Annotated in this window: 18 protein-coding genes; 16 read left to right on the top strand and 2 right to left on the bottom strand. The window is 38.2% G+C overall.

All coding sequences use genetic code 11. The features are described from left to right. Window positions 1-205: 205 nt before the first annotated feature. Complete coding sequence (locus BLS33_RS02415; protein WP_089884895.1) at window positions 206-1,393, bottom strand: hypothetical protein; 1,188 nt, start codon at window positions 1,391-1,393, stop codon at window positions 206-208. 365 nt (window positions 1,394-1,758) lie between these two features. Between BLS33_RS02415 and BLS33_RS02420 the strand changes: the two genes are divergently transcribed. Both BLS33_RS02420 and BLS33_RS02425 read left to right on the top strand, forming a co-directional pair. Then, window positions 1,759-2,313 carry an NADPH-dependent FMN reductase gene (locus tag BLS33_RS02420; protein ID WP_089884897.1) on the top strand — a complete coding sequence of 185 codons (555 nt, stop codon included), beginning with the start codon at window positions 1,759-1,761 and terminating at the stop codon, window positions 2,311-2,313. Between the two features lie 162 nt (window positions 2,314-2,475). Beyond that, the gene (locus tag BLS33_RS02425) at window positions 2,476-4,650 is read left to right on the top strand and encodes an alpha/beta hydrolase family protein (RefSeq protein ID WP_089884898.1); all 2,175 of its coding nucleotides are present in this window, start codon (window positions 2,476-2,478) and stop codon (window positions 4,648-4,650) included. Window positions 4,651-4,878: 228 nt separating this feature from the next. Here BLS33_RS02425 and BLS33_RS02430 read toward each other — a convergent pair whose 3' ends face one another. Then, window positions 4,879-5,295, bottom strand: coding sequence for a hypothetical protein (locus tag BLS33_RS02430; RefSeq protein ID WP_089884900.1), 417 nt, complete (start codon window positions 5,293-5,295; stop codon window positions 4,879-4,881). Window positions 5,296-5,633: 338 nt separating this feature from the next. Here BLS33_RS02430 and BLS33_RS02435 point away from each other — a divergent pair, with 338 nt between their 5' ends. From BLS33_RS02435 to BLS33_RS02505, 14 genes are all read left to right on the top strand, one after another. Beyond that, window positions 5,634-6,740, top strand: coding sequence for an acyltransferase family protein (locus BLS33_RS02435; protein WP_089884902.1), 1,107 nt, complete (start codon window positions 5,634-5,636; stop codon window positions 6,738-6,740). 269 nt (window positions 6,741-7,009) lie between these two features. Next, window positions 7,010-7,498, top strand: a complete 489-nt coding sequence (locus tag BLS33_RS02440; protein WP_089884904.1) for a pyridoxamine 5'-phosphate oxidase family protein — start codon at window positions 7,010-7,012, stop codon at window positions 7,496-7,498. Between the two features lie 77 nt (window positions 7,499-7,575). Next, a complete protein-coding gene (locus BLS33_RS02445; RefSeq protein ID WP_089884906.1) occupies window positions 7,576-8,490 on the top strand; it encodes an NAD(P)-dependent alcohol dehydrogenase in 915 nt (304 codons plus the stop codon). Window positions 8,491-8,968: 478 nt separating this feature from the next. Then, the gene (locus tag BLS33_RS02455; protein WP_089884909.1) at window positions 8,969-9,931 is read left to right on the top strand and encodes an acyl-CoA thioester hydrolase/BAAT C-terminal domain-containing protein; all 963 of its coding nucleotides are present in this window, start codon (window positions 8,969-8,971) and stop codon (window positions 9,929-9,931) included. A gap of 121 nt (window positions 9,932-10,052) precedes the next feature. Then, on the top strand, window positions 10,053-10,538 hold the full coding sequence (locus BLS33_RS02460; protein ID WP_089884911.1) for a GNAT family N-acetyltransferase: 486 nt from the start codon (window positions 10,053-10,055) through the stop codon (window positions 10,536-10,538). Further along, a complete protein-coding gene (locus tag BLS33_RS02465) occupies window positions 10,487-11,524 on the top strand; it encodes a glycoside hydrolase family protein (protein ID WP_218129523.1) in 1,038 nt (345 codons plus the stop codon). The genes BLS33_RS02460 and BLS33_RS02465 overlap by 52 nt, the downstream gene beginning before the upstream one ends. A 234-nt stretch (window positions 11,525-11,758) precedes the next feature. Next, window positions 11,759-13,408 carry a hypothetical protein gene (locus BLS33_RS02470; protein WP_089884913.1) on the top strand — a complete coding sequence of 550 codons (1,650 nt, stop codon included), beginning with the start codon at window positions 11,759-11,761 and terminating at the stop codon, window positions 13,406-13,408. Between the two features lie 425 nt (window positions 13,409-13,833). Beyond that, entirely contained in the window at window positions 13,834-15,573 is a 1,740-nt protein-coding gene (locus BLS33_RS02475) for a SulP family inorganic anion transporter (RefSeq protein ID WP_089884915.1), read from the top strand. Window positions 15,574-15,635: 62 nt separating this feature from the next. Continuing rightward, complete coding sequence (locus tag BLS33_RS02480) at window positions 15,636-17,045, top strand: MBL fold metallo-hydrolase (protein ID WP_089884917.1); 1,410 nt, start codon at window positions 15,636-15,638, stop codon at window positions 17,043-17,045. Between the two features lie 161 nt (window positions 17,046-17,206). Continuing rightward, entirely contained in the window at window positions 17,207-17,578 is a 372-nt protein-coding gene (locus BLS33_RS02485; RefSeq protein ID WP_089884919.1) for a rhodanese-like domain-containing protein, read from the top strand. 11 nt (window positions 17,579-17,589) lie between these two features. Continuing rightward, complete coding sequence (locus BLS33_RS24755) at window positions 17,590-17,745, top strand: hypothetical protein (RefSeq protein WP_176801304.1); 156 nt, start codon at window positions 17,590-17,592, stop codon at window positions 17,743-17,745. A 139-nt stretch (window positions 17,746-17,884) separates the two neighbouring features. Continuing rightward, window positions 17,885-18,550: a peroxiredoxin gene (locus BLS33_RS02495; RefSeq protein WP_089884924.1), complete on the top strand. Its 666-nt coding sequence runs from the start codon at window positions 17,885-17,887 to the stop codon at window positions 18,548-18,550. A 91-nt stretch (window positions 18,551-18,641) separates the two neighbouring features. Next, a complete protein-coding gene (locus BLS33_RS02500; protein ID WP_089884926.1) occupies window positions 18,642-18,986 on the top strand; it encodes a rhodanese-like domain-containing protein in 345 nt (114 codons plus the stop codon). A gap of 65 nt (window positions 18,987-19,051) precedes the next feature. Further along, window positions 19,052-19,735, top strand: coding sequence for an aspartate/glutamate racemase family protein (locus BLS33_RS02505; RefSeq protein WP_089884928.1), 684 nt, complete (start codon window positions 19,052-19,054; stop codon window positions 19,733-19,735). Window positions 19,736-19,739: the final 4 nt, after the last annotated feature.

Genomic DNA, 19,739 nt, shown 5'->3' on the forward strand with positions numbered 1-19,739 from the left:
TTTAGATGTACAGAAATTCGACTTTTTAAAGGTCGTCTGCCACCTAAGTTGCAAACCCTTCCGTCTTGGTTCAACATTTTTCCTCCGTAAAAAACTTATTCCATCGTAATGATAAAAGAGGAATTGGCTTCGTTAATTTCACCAATCTATTCGATATCTTGTTATAAAAAAGCACCTTCCTTATCCATATAATACGGCGATTGATCTATAATAACGTATCAAGATCAAAAGCATAAACATTGCCCAAATTATCAGAGAAAAATATTAGTTTAGCTTCATCGGGTAAAAAACTGGCCTTACTCGAAGAAGCATCTCCGTTTTTTCCGTTTATCTTGGTCTTTAATTGGATGAGCTCTCTAAACTCCCAACCATTTTTCTTCCTTACTATCTCGTTGACAGAAATATAATATCGATTAATTTCTCGATTTCTTACGGTATGCACTTCAACTATTTTCCCCGATTCAACATGATTAATAATAGGACGGCTAGGACTTTTTCCGGCAACGAGAATCTCGTACGGAATGTTGGTCCATTTGCCTTTCTTGTCTCTTACGCGCAGCACAAACTGAGGTTGATTGATTTTATCTACACTATTCTTGGTAACCATGGCTATCTCCCCATTTTCAAACACCGTAGCATTTAAGTGATCGTCTGCGTTATTGTCGCCCTCTTGAACGACTACAAGCTCTGACCATTGATTAGGAGCATCACCATCATAGTGAATTCGCTCATTGATAGATTGCGTGTTTTGGTTCGACCAGATAACGGAAACTTGATTTTTTAGCCCAACTATTAAAGAGATGTCGTCTTTATTGATGTCATCTGCCAGTGTAAATGGGTCTGACCAATCGCTCCCATTGGAGGAATGCCAAACCATAATTTTTTCATTCATATCTGCACAGACCCAGTATTGATTTTTAGAATCTTGGGTAATCGTGGCAGTTTCAATGGAGTTACAGTCCTGAGGAATGGGAAGATAGCTCTTCCACTGATGTTCATATTGTTTATTATGGTGTGAATACGTTATTTGAACCACATTCAAAGCACATTCTCCTACCAATACAATATACGCATCATCGCCTTTGCTCCAAACATCTGCCTTACTCGGTAAGCTATGCCATGCCTGATTAACTGCAGATTGACTTGTCCATCCAGAGGCATCCTTTTTCAAAAGTTTAGGACCGTCTTCATCACCCACTACCAACCATTGTCCATAAACGTTTGTCCATGATTTTGATTGGGGTTTATCTGCAGTAGCATCTCCATAATTAACTTTAAAGATAGGCTCTAAATAAAGCTCCGGAGTATTGGTTGTTTGAGAAAAGGCACCATATCCGCAGAACAGGAGACAAAAGAGGGGTGAAAAGAGCAGTAAAATACTTTTTGGTTTCATGGTATTTAAAATTTGTCGGCAAAATTAATCTTTTAAACTTGTGGGGTAGATGAAAGTAAGGTTATCTACATTTAAATTATGGGTAATCAATCACTACAAATAAAAGCATCGTAAAATTTAAATGGAAACCAAAATTGCCAAATCGTGCCTTTATAAACTTTTTATTAAATTTATTAATGCAAGAATACATATGCACAAGTGTCGAATACAGGCAAAAAATAAAGGTATTCAATAATTTTTTTAGCTTTTTGAAAAGTCCGCAGAAATTAAAAATTTACGTTGTCTTTATCCCAAAAAAAACTCTTTTTCAACTATATAACTTTTCAAAGCATACCATTGGCTGCACATAAAAAAATATAAATTGTATGATTGAAAAAAAAAGTATAATTGGAATTTGTGGAAGTGCCAGTCGTGATTCAACTAATCTAGCTATTCTCAAATTCATAGCTGAACTGGGAACTTCCGATTTCAATTTAAAAATAGTTGACAATTTAAGTGAATTACCTCATTTCAAAACGGAACTGACCGATAAAAATGTACCTGAAATAATAGTTGATTTTCGGAATACAATTGCCAATGCAGACGGAATTATAGTTTGTACGCCTGAATACGTATTCAGTATTCCGAGTGGGTTGAAAAATATGATCGAGTGGTGCGTATCGACGACCGTTTTCTCCGACAAACCAGTTGGACTTATAACAGCTTCCGCAAGTGGAGTTAAAGCACATGAAGAATTGAAGCTGATAATGGAAACTATTCAAACAAATTTTACGGATGAAACAACGCTTCTAATTCAAGGAGTAAAAGGAAAAGTTGACAAAGAAGTCGGAATCACTGATGAAAATACGAGAAGTCAATTGAAAAAATTTATTCGAGCGTTTAAAGACTTGCTTCAAAAACCAGCAATTAATCATGGCTAGAGTTCTTTGATAGGCATTTCCTAAACAGAAATCAGGCGTAAAAGTTATCTTTAGAATCTGCTCCCCGAAGCTTCGAGGCATCAGACAAATTAAAGCCACAAACCATAAGCCAACAGTGGCAATACAGAAATTAAATAAGCATGTGATGAAATACGAAAAAATATGAATAGGCTTTCAATTAGTGATAATAAGTATATTGGATTCCTATTTTTCGTTTTACTGGTTTTTTCTGTCTCAGAAATTTATACCCAAAACTATCAAAAAGCAGATTTGCCCGATGCCATGACTTTTTTAAATGGAAAGAAAGTCAAATCAGTGAATGACTTTCTAAAACGAAAAGAAGAAATACGGAATCTCTGGTGTGATTATTATATTGGCCATTTTCCAAAAGAGGTACCAAAGTTATTGTCAGCAGAGGTCATTAAAACGGTAAAGCACGAAGATGGGTCGACCAGAAAAAGAATTGTCCTGACATTTGACACACCGAATAAGAAATCTTTTGAAATAGCTGTATGGGAGCCAAATACCATCAATAAGACTGCAACGCCTTTATTTTTGACGCAGCCTAGATATTACCAAATACAATGGGCGGAAGAAGCGGTCAAAAGAGGATATGTGACCTGCCTTTACCCCGGATTGGATACCCATCATAGCGAAGACGACTTTTCAAACTATCAAAATATCTGGAAAATTTTTAAAGACGAATATCCAGATGCAGGTTGGGCATCTTCCTTGGGCATACAGGCATGGCTGGCCAGTAGAACACTGGATTATTTCCTTGATAAAAAGAATGGCTACGCTATTGATACGGCTGCGGTAGGCATAGCAGGTCATTCCCGATATGGAAAACAATCTATCTATGCAGCTGCTTTTGACGAGCGGTTTAAATCGGTTATTGCAAGAAGTTCTGGTACACCGACTGCCACCTCTTATAGGTTTGCCTCGAGACAAACATTTATGGAATCAGTTTCAGATAGTGACTGCCCCAAAGATTGGGTGCTTGATGAGCTGAGTGATTATTACGGGCGTGAAAATGAATTGCCAATAGAGGGAAATTCGCTTCTGGCCGCTATCGCACCGCGACATTTAATGCTGCATACCGCCTTGAATGATGGTAGTGATCCAACCTTTGGTGTCGAGAGAAGTTATCTCAATGCCAAAAAAGCGTATCAGTTTTTAGGCGTAGAGCATAATATTCAATTGAGTTATAGAGCAGGAAACCATAATCCTATCACGGAAGCCCATACCGATCATATGTTTGATTTCTTTGATATGTCTTTTGGTAGGGGCACGGCAAAGAGGGAAGATTTCCCTGAGGTTTTGCATCATGATTTCGATTGGGGGGAATGGCAATCAAAACAAAGAAAAGAAGACATGGAATTATCTAAAAATACCAGTCTGAAAGAGAAAATAAATTGGATGTTGGGCGAACAGCCCGAGGCTATACCCGATGTAAAGGAATATCATATAATCAAAGATGAAGATTTGCCTTTACATGCCGAGTTTAGAGACCGATGGATGCCAGGAAATGAAAATTTAAAAAGGGTGCCATTTGCATTCGGTGATAAGATGCAAGGCAATATTATTTATGTGGATGGCTTGAAAAAATATAAAGGAACAGTCATTTGGCTTCATCCTTGGAATTATTCCCATGGTAGTAATGAAAGTTATGGCGTGGAAGGCACTACCGTTTATTACCGATTGGCACTTGAAGGATACAAGGTAGTCATGTACGACCAGTTCGGCTTTGGGGATCACCTTACCCATGCATTTGACTTTTATAAAAAACATCCTCATTGGTCCTTGTTGGGGAGAGCCGTATCCGATGTCAGTAAAGTTCTTGATTATTTAGTAGCTGGAAAAGGCATTTCAGCCGCTCCTGTTCCAAAAACAGATGCTTCGAAAATATATGTATTCGGATTCTCTTATGGGGCCATGGTGGGATTATATGCCGCGGCACTTGACAATCGGATAACAGGTGTAGCATCTTTCAGTGGCTTTACCCCTATGCGCACAGATACAGATGCCAAACCTACCGGAGGTATTCGTAAGTACTGGCAATGGCATCACGTGTTGCCTAAATTGGGCTTATATCACAATAGGGAGCAAGAAATTCCTTATGATTATGATGATGTCATCAAATTAATAGCTCCCCGAAACTGTCTTATCTATTCACCGACGAGAGATCGGTTTTCTGATATTGACGACTTGAAAGAATGTATTGAAAAAATAAAAAATACAGGGGGTACCGGATTCCAATTTATTTCACCTGATGATGTTTGTAGGTTTCAGAAAGACCAACACGAAGTATTAATAGAATGGTTGGGAAAGCTGTAAAAGAATTATAACCAATTCATAATATAGAATCAAACGCTAGATTTAAGCTGCCCTTGACCACCCTTTGTAATTGCAGTTAGGGAGCATTTAATAAGCATACTGTGGTTTCAAAAATTCGTGCTGTGAAATTTCTTATCACGGGAGACTAATGGTTTTGAACTTTCTCCCCTATTTACATAAAGCAATCCAAATTCAGTATAGGCTAGATTAAAGGCTCCCTTTTAAATCCTATTTGAAAAAATGGATATAAGACTCTTCAAAATTAAGGTTTGCCGGTTGCGGAAATTCAGCATGAACAATTAATGTATTCTCATGATGTTGTTCTAAATCTTTCAAAACTTTTCTATTTAACAATAAAGTAGTAGAATGTCCATGATGATCCATTTTATCTAAAATTGTTTTTCCATTAAACTCACAGATCCAGTGAGTTTCAGACATATTCTCTTCATAAGCAATTACGATTTTTGGCACTTGATAATAATTATCTTCCGCTATTTGGTCAAAATCAAAAACTAAACGAAGTAATCCGCTTTCAAAATTCAGTTCCTCATTTTTTAAACCCAATTCTGCAAAAGACAATTCTCCAGAACTTGGCTCATTAAAACTTACTTTAATCTCTCCTTGATTTATCTCAACCTTGCTCATATCTATTTATATTAATTGTAGATTCAAAACTAGGCAACTGATTTAGTTAATAATATGATATTTATCAGAAAGACAAATACGTTACAGGTAACCTAGCATACGCTTTATGTATTTCTCAAGTGGAACATTAATTGATAGCGAATTGTTACTTTTTTCCTCTTAAGATAGATAAGTTCAAAATAATCAGAAGCTTTGAGACTCGCGGATTTTCTATTCGGCCCGTATTTGTTAAATTAGGTGCTTAAACAAAGAACAAACCATAGATACGCACACAAAACAGTTCGTTGAGATTGTACCATACCATAATAGAACAAAGTTCATTAAATAGCAGCCATGCCATGTCAGAAAAACCAAAAGAACGCCTTCTTTCCCTAGACACATTAAGAGGATTCGATATGCTTTTTATCGCCGGGGGCGGAACCTTTATAACCTTGCTACATGGCAAGACCGGAATGTCATGGGTCGATGCAATTGCCGACCAATTGGAGCATGTGCCTTGGAACGGCTTTGTTTTCTACGATTTTATTTTTCCGCTTTTTTTATTCATTACCGGAGTATCGCTATCGTTTTCACTCAGCAAGGGAATTTCGGTCGGTGTACCAAAAAAGAAATTGTACAGAAAGGTGTTTATTAGAATGGTGATACTTATTCTTTTGGGGCTTTTGTACAAGAATAGCCCCTTTCCCTATTTTGAACCTTCAAAGATACGAATGGGGAGTGTTTTGGGTCGTATCGGGATCGCTAGTTTTATCACTTGTTTGCTCTACCTTAATTTTTCCCTTCTAAAACGGGTCTACTGGATCGCCGGTATCCTCTTAATCTATTATGCGGCCCTGTTCCTGGTGCCAGTACCTGGTTATGGTGCAGGCGATCTATCGTTTGAAGGAAATTTGGTAGGGTGGTTTGATCGTACTTTTTTGCCCGGTCGTCTGCATCAGGTGACTTACGATGAACTCGGCATATTGACCACTTTTCCCGCAATCTGTATTTCTATCTTTGGAAGTATTGCAGGGGAAATCCTTAGGAATGAATCTACGCAAAATAAAAAAACAATCACCCTGATCGGCATAGGTGTTTTATGCGTCGCTATCGGATTGTTATGGAACCTGCACTTCCCTATAAACAAACGTCTTTGGTCAAGCTCTTTCATCGTACTTACAAGCGGACTCGGTTTTTTGATATTGGCCATATTCTATTGGATCATCGATGTAAAGGGCTATAAAAAATGGACTTTCTTTTTTAAAGTTATCGGTCTGAACTCTCTCGTAATTTATTTTGCTTACCGATTTATTCGATTTTCTTATACCTCGGAACAATTGTTGGCCGGTATTTATGCGCCCCTGCCGGAGAAATGGCACGAAGTGGTAGTTGCCCTGGGTGTACTAGCCTTGGTCTGGCTGCTATTATATTTTTTGTACAAAAAGAGAATCTTTGTAAAAGTGTAATATGGATAAACAAATGACCATGGCTAATTTTAAGCGGAATTAATAGAAATTTTAATAAGAACCCATAATATTGGCGCTCGGCAAAAGCAGCCACAAAAAGCATAGTTAGAGAAAAAGTGCTGTTCTGATGCTATAATCCATTGCTTAATGATTTCTTAAACGGAAATCAAATACAAAAAGCTATCTTTAGGTTTAACGTCATTCGCCCTTCGTACGAATTACGGCAAGAAACCTTGGCCTTTTCGGAAAATACAAACAAAAAATAGCTAATGGATATTACCGCGGATTGGTATAAAATAAGGGAACATTTCAATAAAAGCTTTAGCTCAAATTTTCATATATCGATTGCCTCCGTTGATTCTGAGAATAATCCAACGGTAACTCCAATAGGTTCTTTGTTCTTGAATGATGACCAAACTGGTTTTTACTTTGAAAAATTTCCGTCAAAATTACCTAAACACGCTAAAACCAATCCCAATATTTGCCTTTTGGGCGTGAATAGTAGACGGCTATTTTGGATTAAAGCGCTATTTCGGGAAAAGTTTTCTGACTATCCAGCAATAAAAATTTATGGTAAACTCGGAGAAAGAAGAAAAGCAACAGAAAAGGAAATTAGCCGATTGAACCGAAGGATGAAAATTACAAATGGACTTAAAGGCAATACCTATTTATGGAAAAAAATGGAATTTGTTCGAGAAATAGAGTTCAGCAAGGCCGAAAAAATCAATCTCGGTAAGATGACAAATGATTTAAAATAAGTCAACACAACAAAACCTAAACTTCATTAAAAGGTAGTTTAACAAAATTGTTGTGTTTCATTTAAGCAAAAATTAATATGAAAGCCGCAGTTTATAAAAAGTATGGCCCGCCAGAAGTAATCAAACTAATGGAGGTCGAAAAACCACTTCCAAAAGATAACGAAATTCTTGTCAAGATACATGCAGCAACGGTTACATCTGGCGATGTGAGGCTTCGTAGTTCTGATTTCCCAGCACTTTTCTGGTTACCCGCAAGACTGATATTTGGACTTTTTAAACCGAAAAAGAACATTTTAGGTCATGAATTGGCGGGAGTCATTGAAGACAAGGGAAAAGATGTGACGAAGTTTAATATTGGTGACCATGTTTTTGGAACGACGACAATGCTCACTGCTGGCTCTTATGCTGAATATATTTGTTTGCCTCAAGAATGGAAACATGGTGTTGTAGATTTTAAACCCATCAATTTCAATTTTAAAGAAGCTGCCGCTTTACCTATCGGAGCTATGACCGCCATGTATTTATTAGAGAAAGCACGTATAAATAAAGAACAAAAAATTTTGATTTATGGTGCTTCCGGAAGTGTAGGCAGCTACGCTGTTCAGATCGCCAAGTATGAAGGTGCATATATAACAGGTGTTTGTAGTGGTTCAAATTTTGAGATGGTTAAATCACTTGGCGCGGATAGTTTAATAGATTACAAAAAAGATAACTATGCGCTACTTGAACATAAATTTGATATCATTTTTGATGCTGTTGGCAAAACAACGAAATCAGAAACAAAAAAAGTTTTGAATAAAGGGGGAAGATTCGTTTCTGTTAAAATGCTTACAAAAGAAAAAAGTGAACATCTTAAAAAAATAAAAGTTCTAGCTGAAAAAGGAAAACTCATACCTTTTATTGATACAAGTTTTAAAATCGATGAAATCGTAATTGCACATGAATATGTAGACCGGGGACATAAAAGAGGAAATGTAGTAATTGAAATATAAAGACAAAACCAATTAACAAGCTAAATAAAAAATCCATGTGGCACGATTCCATTATGCATCCGTTCGCACACAAAATCGCATAAATCTTATATAATCGTCAATGAAAATATAAATTTAAATCGTATAAACTTTGAACCGTACACTAATTTCAATATTCTGTTCAAACTCAATTGGAAAAAATTAAAAATTTAAGGTTGCCTTTGGGAGGAATCACCCAAGGGTTGGTTTATTGGCCATAGAGCGAGGAGCCAAAGTTAATGAAGCTGATGTGGCTGAAGGATTATTTCCTTTCCTAATACAGCTTCTTTCCAAAGGAATTTTTCAACTAACCGATATGGAACATATGGTTCATTACCCGTCATATTTACTATCGGAAAATCCTGGCATTTTTGCTATGTTTGACCAGCCTTAAGAAATCTAACGTACTTCCAGGCAGTAAAAAATCTTATTCGACCACGCTAGCAAGAAACTATTAAAAATGAAGAAATATGTTATTTCGATTGGAGTAATAACCCTGCTTTTTGTTGGATATTTAATTGCTGACAATATCCTATTCGACGGAATAAAACCCAGAACACTGCATGAAAATGGTTTTCACGCGAATTACTTTGTTAAAGGGGCTACAAAGAATAAAGCAACGGTAATATTAATAGGTGGCGGACCATGGGGAGATTATTGGGCACAGCAATTTGCACATAAACAATACGTCGGGTTATCACTGCCCTATACTGGAAAAGAAGGATTACCAGAATTACCCGAAGAAATTGATTTGGAATACTTTGAAAATGCCATCAATTGGTTGAGAAAACAGCCAGAAGTAGACCCCGATAAGGTAATTGTTATGGGAGCATCAAGAAATGCAGAATTAGCATTGGTAATTGCCTCTACATTTCCCAAGCTTGTTAGCGGAGCTATTGCCTATGCACCAAGTTCCGTTTCTTGGTCAAATACCGTATTACCCTACAATTCAAATGACGTGAAGGCCAGTTGGAAATATAAAGGAACTGATGTTCCATACATTCCCATGAACAAAATTTCAGGGAATAACTCCAATAAAATCGAAACTACAGCATACTGGAAAAATGGTTTAACAAACACCGATCAGGTGAAACAGGCCGCTATTAAAGTAGAAAAAATCAATGGTCCTATACTTCTTTTTTCGGGGAATGACGACAAGGTTTGGCCGTCATCTCTAATGGCGGATATGATAGCGGAAAGATTAAAAGAAAATAACTTTCAACACTCCTTTCAGAATATAAAGTATGAAAATTCCGGACACTTAATTTCAAGCAATCCCGAAGAAAATTCAGGTTTTAGAACTGGGAAAATGAACATTGGTGGAAAAGACTATGAATATGAATTTGGTGGAACTATCGATGGAGATAAAAAAGCCAAACACGATGCCAAAATAAGGGTAATGGAATTTATGGGAGAACTTTAAGCATTACAAAAAGAGAGCGGTTAAGACACAGCCATAAACTTTCAGCTACAAGTACACCAATACTGCGGAGGAACTTAAATACAATCCGATAAAAAATCATTTAAAAGCATTAGGAACGAGTATGATACGCGAAATGAATGACCAAGATAGTTCTAGGGTTCTTGAAATCTATCAAATGGGTCTTGATACCAGAAATGCAACATTTGAAACGGTGGTTCCAACATGGGGTGAGTGGGATGTGAAACATCTAAAACATTCAAGATTCGTCTATATTGAGAATGAAGCGATACTCGGGTGGATTGCTTTATCCCCCGTCTCCAAAAGGGCGGTATACGAAGGTGTCGTAGAGGTCAGTATTTATATTGACACTAAAATTCTGGGTAAGGGAATTGGTTCTGCACTTATGGATAAAATGATTGCTTCATCTGAAAAACATGAAATCTGGACCTTATTCTCAAGCGTATTTCCTGAAAACAAGGCAACACTTAAACTTCATACTAAATTTGGATTTAGAACCATTGGTATAAGAGAAAAAATTGCTAAACTTGATGGCAAATGGAGAGATACGATATTACTAGAGCGAAGAAGTCGAGTGGCCGGATTATAACAAAAATCTCAAGTATTCCCTTGCTTATTTTATTACTGTTGTCCTCTAAACAGACAAACGCACAAAACAGCCTTTTAAGTGACCTAAGGTCCCCAATAATTTTCAAAGGAAACGATTCTATAGCCTATCGAGACCCTGCAATTTTATTTCATGAAGATATATTTCACCTGTTTTACACCCTTGTGAAGGCTGAAAACGGACTTATTTATTCTTATACGGCATCTAGCAAATCGAAAGATTTAAAACACTGGAGCCCTGCTAAAATAATTACCGCTAAAAATCAAAACTTAAATTTCTGTAGTCCTGGAAATATAATCCGATTTAAGGATGAGTGGATTCTAAGCCTACAGACCTATCCCAGACCCGGACTTGGTGAAAAAGATAAAACCAGGTATGGATCGGCCGATGCCAGGGTTTTTATAATGCGAAGCAAAGACCTGGAAAACTGGAGCGCCCCTGAGTTAATAAAGGTCAAAGGGGCAGACGTAAAAGAAGCTGATATGGGAAGAATGATCGACCCTTATATCGTGGAAGATAAAGACGAAAAAGGGAAATGGTGGTGCTTCTACAAGCAAAATGGTGTCAGTATGTCCTATACTTATGATTTTGAAAATTGGACCTATTGTTGCCATTCTGAATCAGGCGAAAATGTTACGGTACTTACAGAAAATGATGAGTACCTATTGTTTCACTCCCCACACAATGGTATCGGAATTAAACGCTCCACTAACCTTGAACAGTGGGAAGATTGGGGAGATTTGATAGTTCTGGGTCAACAGCATTGGGATTGGGCTAAAGGAAGGATTACTGCGGGTACGGTAATTAATCTCACTGAAAACGCTAAGTTTGGTAAGTACCTCATGTTTTTCCACGGTTCAGGTCCAAGAACTGAGCAAGAAGGTGATTTTGATAAAAACGCTTCCCTGGGTATAGCTTGGAGCGATGATTTATTGCATTGGAATTGGCCTGGAAAACCAACGAAATAAACTACCACAGATAACAAAGAGATTGGCTAGAAAAAAGACGGCCTATAATAATCAGGATAAAAAGTGAAATGATTCAGAGCCTTGTCAATTTGTTACTAAAAGCTAACCAATTAAATGTTTTTTTTGTGTTTCTGGATGAAATTCACCAGTTTTGATCAAATTTACAAATCAACCCCACACCGAAGAATTCTTTGGATCTTTACTAAAATTGATGCCCAATAACGTGCGCCCGTGATGAAATATTCCTCCTTATTTATCGTATTCTTTTCTTGTGTTTTTATGGTACTGGGGCAGACTAAAAGTCGCCCAGAAAATGTGGTAATCACATCCTCAAAGAAAAAAACCCATGTATCAACAGCCAAAAATGGGAAATTACATGTAAACGTATCTTCTAAGGATGCCCGCAAATTCAAAGCCCTTGGTTTAGTGCGCTATAGCGATTTTGGTGCCAGCGGTGACGGCAAAACAGATGATATAAATGCAATTGCCGCAACCCATGCGTTCGCCAATCAATACGGCCTTATGGTCAAAGCTGACGAAGGATATACATACTACATTGGAGGAAAGGAGCGCACTGCCGTCATCAGCACTGATACCGATTTCGGTACAGCAGCCTTCATCATTGATGATACCGAAGTCCATAACCGTAATACTTCTGTTTTTATAGTCAGTTCAAGCCTACAACCCTTTAAACTTGAAGGGTTATCTTCACTTAAGAAAGATCAGAAGAAAATCGATGTTTCCTTACCCACATCATGTCTGATTAGCGTGACCAATTCCAAAGTAAAACATTATATCCGCTATGGACTGAACCAAGATAATGGATCTCAGCAAACGGATATCTTTGTTGTTGACAAAAATGGTAATGTAGATTTGGACGCGCCAATTATCTGGGACTTCGATCAAATTACCGATGCGACTGCCTTACCTTTAGATGAGACCACCCTTAAAATCACTGGAGGACGTTTTACCACCATCGCCAATAAAGCAGAATCGAAATACACGTATTACAGCCGCAACATAGCAATTAAGCGTTCCAATGTACTTGTAGATGGAATGGAACACCGTATTATCGGCGAAGAGGATCATGGAGCACCCTATAGCGGCTTCATCAATGTTCGTGATTGCGCCTACGTTACCGTAAAGAACACCATACTCACCGGACACAAGACCTACAGTACAATTGGTTCGGCTGGGAAGCCTGTTTCAATGGGTTCTTATGACATTTTGGTCAACCGCGCCCTGAATGTATCTTTGGTGAATTGCAGCCAGACAAATGACATCAACGATAGAACGTATTGGGGGGTCATGAGTTCCAACTACTCCAAGAATCTGGTCTATGACAATTGCACTTTCTCTCGGTTTGATGCCCACAAAGGAGTTGCCAATGCAACCATTCGCAACTCTACCCTCGGCCATATGGGAATCAATGCCATCGGCTGCGGCGTGCTAACTGTTGAGAACACCACCATACGTGGAAGGAGTCTAATTAATCTGCGATCTGACTACGGTAGTACATGGCAGGGAGAAATCATCATCCGTAACTGCGTTTTCGTGCCTGCAGGAGGCAATTCAACAAGTGCAAGCCTAATAGGAGGCTCCTATTCAGGTCAACATGATTTCGGTTACACCTGTTATATGCCGGAACGAATTACAATTGAAGACCTTCATATCGATGATTCCAATCATCCAGATGATTACCAGGGGCCAGCTATTTTCAAGGATTTCAATAAAGAAATGACCGACGATTCTTATCAAGAAAAGTTTCCCTATGTTAAAACCAAAGAAGTCGTTCTAAGGAATGTGACCACTGAAAGCGGCAAAGATTTGAATGTCAGCAGTAACCCCTTCATGTTTAAAGATGTAAAGGTAAGCACCGATTAACCGGCACTGCACGATTCAGGGAATGTAGACCTTAACCTTCCGATATACTAGTTAAAGCCAATAACCTAGCATAAAGTCTTCGATAAAAACAAAGGACCTAATTGACTCAATTCCCGTGTATTGCTACTTTTTATTGACATTTCTGCCCAAGTACAAATAGTTTAATGCAGAGGGAATAAAAGAGTTTATAAATATTATAAGGGGGAAGTTGGAAGAATATGCCATGAAACTATAGTCTAATTTCCTCTCTAATGAAGACTTGTGAAAAGTAAGGTTTCAGAGCCCCTGCCTTCCGCGACTATACCAGCGATTCTCAATCATACTGCAAGTAATCAGATGTAAATTTTTTAATTTATGGTAGTTCAGTAACCAATGTTACTGTAGAACCACATAAAGGTTTGTAGTTTTGACATCAAACCTTTTTCATGTTGAAAAAATACATTCCGATATTGCAATGGCTTCCCGGATATAAAAAATCTTTTTTGTCGGGAGATATTTCTGCGGGATTGACCGTAGGAATAATGCTCATACCTCAGGGGATGGCCTATGCCATGATTGCCGGTCTCCCCCCAGTTTTTGGTCTGTATGCTTCTCTTATTCCTCAAATTATATATGCCATTATGGGAACCTCTCGCCAATTGGCGGTGGGGCCCGTTGCCATGGACTCATTATTAGTCGCTTCGGGTTTGGGAGCACTTGCTCTTTCAGGTATTGACGAATATGTTGCAATGGCCATTTTCTTGGCATTTTTTATGGGAACCGTTCAGTTGTTGTTGGGGTTATTGCGTATGGGATTTTTGGTTAATTTTCTATCTAAACCGGTAATCAGCGGATTTACTTCGGCAGCAGCAATAATTATAGGTCTCAGCCAATTAAAGCATCTTTTAGGAACAACTATCGAAAGTAGCAATCAAGTGCACATTTTATTACAAAATGCATTCTCAACAATTTCGGAAACCAATCTTATCACTTTATCCATTGGTATAGTTTCAATCGTGTCTATCAAAATAATTCAGAAAATAAACAACAAATTACCGGGAGCACTTGTTATTGTTGTATTAGGTATTTTAGGTATATACTTTTTTGGCTTAAATGATCTAGGTGTCAAAATTGTGGGAGAGGTGCCAAAGGGTTTACCCGAATTCAGTGTCCCCAATATTGATTTTTCCAGAATCTCCGAACTTACGCCTATCGCCCTTACCCTCGCACTCATAGCTTTTATGGAAGCCATCTCCGTCTCAAAGGCCGTAGAAGAACGTCATACGGATTATAAAGTAGATTCCAATCAAGAGTTGATAGCACTGGGCACTTCAAATATTATTGGTTCCTTTTTCCAATCATACCCTACCACCGGTGGCTTTTCAAGAACGGCAGTAAACGATTTGGCCGGCGCAAAAACAGGGGTTGCCCCCATGATAAGTGCATTGATTGTTGGCCTGACACTCCTTTTCTTAACACCCTTATTCTATTATTTACCTAATGCCGTACTCGCAGCTATAATTATGGTGGCAGTCTTCGGATTGATTGATATTAAATTTCCCGTTTATCTATTTAAAAATAGAAGGGATGAATTTTTCCTGCTAATGGCAACCTTCATTATTACGCTTACGATTGGTATTAAAGAAGGAATTCTATTAGGAGTACTTATTTCCCTACTATTGTTGGTATACCGAACATCTATGCCACATATTGCCGTATTAGGAAGGATTCCCGGAACTAATTATTTTAAAAATGTATCACGTTTCGGTGAAACTGTTGAAACCTACGATGAGTTCTTGATCCTTCGTTTTGATGCACAGCTTTTTTTCGGAAACAAAGACTATTTTAAAAATGAGCTTCAAAAGCAAATCGATAAAAAAGGCAGTTCGCTCAAGTATATCATTCTTAATGCGGAAGCCATAAACTATATTGATAGTAGCGCGGTACACCTACTTAGACAAACTATTCAAGAATTGAAGAACAAAGAAATAAAACTGATAATTGCAGGGGCCATCGGTCCTACCCGTGATATTCTTTATACAAGTGGTCTTATAGCTGATATTGGAAAAGAGAATATTTTCGTAACAACCTATGAAGCCTATCAGCATTGCAAAGAGTTCAGCAAAAAATCAGAAATAGAAGAGAAGATCTCGTTACAGTCAAAAAAATCGACTTATGTAACCTAAGTGACTGTCGAAAATCAATCAATATTGTATTATTCATTTCTAAAACGATAAAAAAAGAAATTATGAAAATAGAACAAATTTATACCGGCTGTCTGGCACAAGGTGCCTATTACATTGAAAGTAAAGGTGAAGTGGCCATTATTGATCCACTACGGGAAGTAAAACCCTATATCTCCAGAGCCAAACTTGACAATGCTAAAATCAAATATATTTTCGAAACGCATTTCCATGCCGATTTTGTAAGTGGCCATGTCACTCTGGCAAAGGAAACGGGTGCCGACATTGTTTATGGGCCAAATGCGAATCCATCTTTCGATGCGATCATCGCTAAAGATGGCCAAGAATTCAAATTAGGGGAAATCACCATTAAGGCTTTACATACCCCTGGTCACACTATGGAGAGTACGACCTATTTACTAAAAGACAAAAACGGTAATGACCACGCCATATTTACGGGTGACACGCTGTTTCTAGGAGATGTGGGCAGGCCGGATCTTGCACAAAAAATGGGAGTGCTAACCAAACGTGACCTTGCAGGGTTTCTCTTCGACAGCTTGCGGGAAAAAATAATGCCGTTGGCCGATGACGTTATTGTATACCCAGCTCATGGCGCAGGTTCTGCATGTGGCAAAAATATGATGAAAGAAACCGTGGACAGCTTGGGGAACCAGAAAAAAATGAACTATGCCCTGCGTGCCGATATGACTAAAGAAGAATTTATTGATGAAGTTACCGAAGGCCTTTTGCCACCGCCAAAGTATTTCCCCCTAAATGTCAAGATGAACAAAGAAGGGTATGAAGATATCGAGGAAGTATTAGAACGAGGTACAAGACCCCTTTCCCCAAAGGCATTTGAAGCTGCGGCAAACGAAACTGGAGCGATTGTTTTAGATGTACGGCATCAAGACGACTTTGCCAAGGGCCATGTTCCACGATCGATTTTTATCGGCTTAAATGGAGATTTTGCACCATGGGTGGGTGCCTTGATTGCGGATGTAAAGCAACCCATACTTCTCGTAGCGCCTAAAGGAAGTGAGGAACAGGCCGTTACCAGACTGTCAAGAGTCGGTTTTGACAACACCTTGGGGTATCTTGAAGGTGGTTTTGATTCATGGAAAAAAGCTTCGATGGAATACGATACCGTAAGCCAAATAACCCCAAAAAGTTTGAAGGAAAAATTGGAAACAGAGAAAGTTCCCATCTTTGACGTGCGTAAGGAAAGTGAATACCTATCCGAGCATATCGTTGACGCCAACAATACACCTTTAGATTTTTTAAATGACCATTTGGCCGAGTTTCCATCGAAAACCTTATTTTATGTGCATTGTGCCGGAGGATATCGTAGTATGATTGCTGCATCAATTCTAAAAAGTAGGGGTATACATAACCTTCTTGACATTTCAGGTGGATTTGAGGCCATTAAGAAAGCGGGTATCCCGACAACGGAGTACGTCTGTCCATCAACATTATAGCGAAATGAAGTGAACTACCATAGGGTCTAGTACAAAGAAAATGACTTGATGACATTTTCTTTGTACATTGGCCCATAGACGTTTTACAAAGGTCATTTTAATTAATTTTATAGCATGTGAATATTCGCATCTGATAATTAAAAAACAAAAATCATAACTCGATGAAAAGATACATCCTATTTTTCGTGTTCATTACGGCATTATCCTGTAAATCTCAAAATGATGGGCCCACCAAGGTCATAGACATTGATACCTTTAAATCGGAAGTAATCGGCAAAGATGTTCAATTGGTAGATGTTCGTACCTTAAAAGAATATAACGCCGGGCACATTGACGATGCCATAAATATAGACGTTTTGGACAATGCTACCTTTACCAAAGAAATTCAAAATCTTGATAAAGAGAAACCTATTTACATCTATTGCCAAATGGGTGGCAGAAGTAACAGCGCAAGTCAGAAATTGAAGGATATGGGGTTTAAAACCATATTCGATTACTCCGGTGGTTATGGGGAATGGAGCAAACGAAACTAAATTTGAATCAAATGACGGAACAGGAACAATTCGAGGCCATCGCCAAAGAAATTCATAGCGACACAAGCCCTGTCGGAATAGACGCAAAAAAAACGCATATCTTAATTTTACAAAAATTAATGAATATCGAAGAACGATTAGATCGGTTGGAAAAGAAAATGACATAATTCAAAAAAATAGCTATTTGGTTTACACAAAAGCGGTCTTATTTAGATCGCTTTTTGTATTTTGTTTAACATACTCTGTAACCAAGGTTACTGTAGTTCCGTATGTAGCACCATACTTTTACTATATAAAATATTAGATATGGAAACTACAAATATGGAATCAACACCAATGCCCAGAATTGGGGACCAAGCTCCCGATTTCGAGGCGGTTACTACAAAAGGAAAAATCAAATTGTCAGATTTTGCCAAGAACAAATGGCTTGTAATGTTTTCGCACCCCGCAGACTTTACGCCAGTTTGTACAACCGAAATGAGTGGCTTCGCAATTCGTAAAAAAGAATTTGATGCATTGAATACAGAGCTATTGGGCTTAAGTATCGATAGCGTACATTCACACTTGGGCTGGGTGAACAATGTCAGGGAAAAAACAGGGGTTTATTTCGATTTTCCCATCATCGCCGACATTGATATGAAGGTATCGAAACTATATGGCATGCTTCAACCGAACGAAAGTGAAACAGCGGCAGTTCGTGCGGTATTCTTCATAGATCCGAAAAAAAAGATTCGTTTGATTATGTATTATCCCCTCAATGTGGGTAGAAATATGAACGAAATCCTACGCGCATTGGAAGCTTTACAGACCTCCGATAAATTTAAGGTTGCCATGCCTTTGGACTGGATAAAAGGCGATAAGGTAATCGTTCCTCCACCAAAAACATTGGAAGAAATGGAAGCCAGATTGAAAGATGATTCCATAGAGATGGTAGATTTCTACCTAGCAAAAAAAGAACTAAATTATAACTGAATTTAATTAGGTTGGTTGGTTTGAAGGAAACGGTCATTCTGAAACATGGTCGTTTCCTTTTCCTAAATTCAACCTGCATAAAACAAAATATATGTCATTTCTAAGTTCCCTATTTGGCACAAAAAGCCAAGCATCCGATAAAATTACCATCTTGGACAAACGTGAATATGCCAATGCAATTACGGGTAATAAAGTACTGTTGGTAGATGTACGCACCTCGGGCGAATTCAACAGTGGTCACATCAAAAAGGCTATTAACATCGACCTTTTCAATGCAGCGAATTTTCAAAAATCATTTGAGAAATTGGATAAGGAAAAACCGGTATACCTCTATTGTCGCTCGGGCGCAAGAAGTCAAAAAGCAGCCAAAAAATTGGTCGGTATGGGATTTTCTAAAATCTATGACCTCAAAGGTGGATATATGCGATGGTCTTAACAGCTATGATCAGCGTTTGGAATATTTTAGTACAGTAGGTTGTTCGGAAAGATAATTTTAATAAAATGAAAACTCTAGGTCTGATCGGAGGCACATCTTGGCACGCTACCATAGCTTATTACCGGGATATAAATAAGGTAGTGGGTGAAATAATCGGAACTGAAAAGAACCCACCCATGATTCTTCACAGCATCAACATTGCGCTCATGCGCGAACAAAATGTTGAAAAAATAAATGCCAAATATCTAGAGGTATCCCAAAAGCTAGAGCAAGCCGGTGCAGCGGCCATTGTCATTTGTGCCAATACGCCACATATGGCTTATGAATATGTACAGCCCAGAATTGGCATTCCTATTCTTCATATTGCAGAAGCTGCAGGAAATGAAGCACAACGATTGGGGCTTAAAAAACTGGGACTACTCGGAAATCGTCCGACGATGACAGGCAACTTTATTCCGAGTGTTCTAAAATCCAAGTATGCTATCGAGACAATGATACCTGAGGCCCTTTATATCGATCAAGCCCACAATTATGTTTCGAACGAATTGACCCAAGGAAAATTTACCGAAAAAGCCAAGCAGTTCTTTCTTAATCAAATAAAGCTCCTTGCTGCAAATAGTGCCGATGGCATCATTCTAGGATGTACCGAGCTCCCAATGTTAATATCGCAAGATGATACGAACATACCCCTACTTGCCACAACAGATTTGCATATCCAAATGGCAGTAGCGTTCATTCTAAGCACATAAATTC

The sequence above is a fragment of the Kriegella aquimaris genome (assembly GCF_900103215.1).
Taxonomy (GTDB): Bacteria; Bacteroidota; Bacteroidia; order Flavobacteriales; family Flavobacteriaceae; genus Kriegella; species Kriegella aquimaris.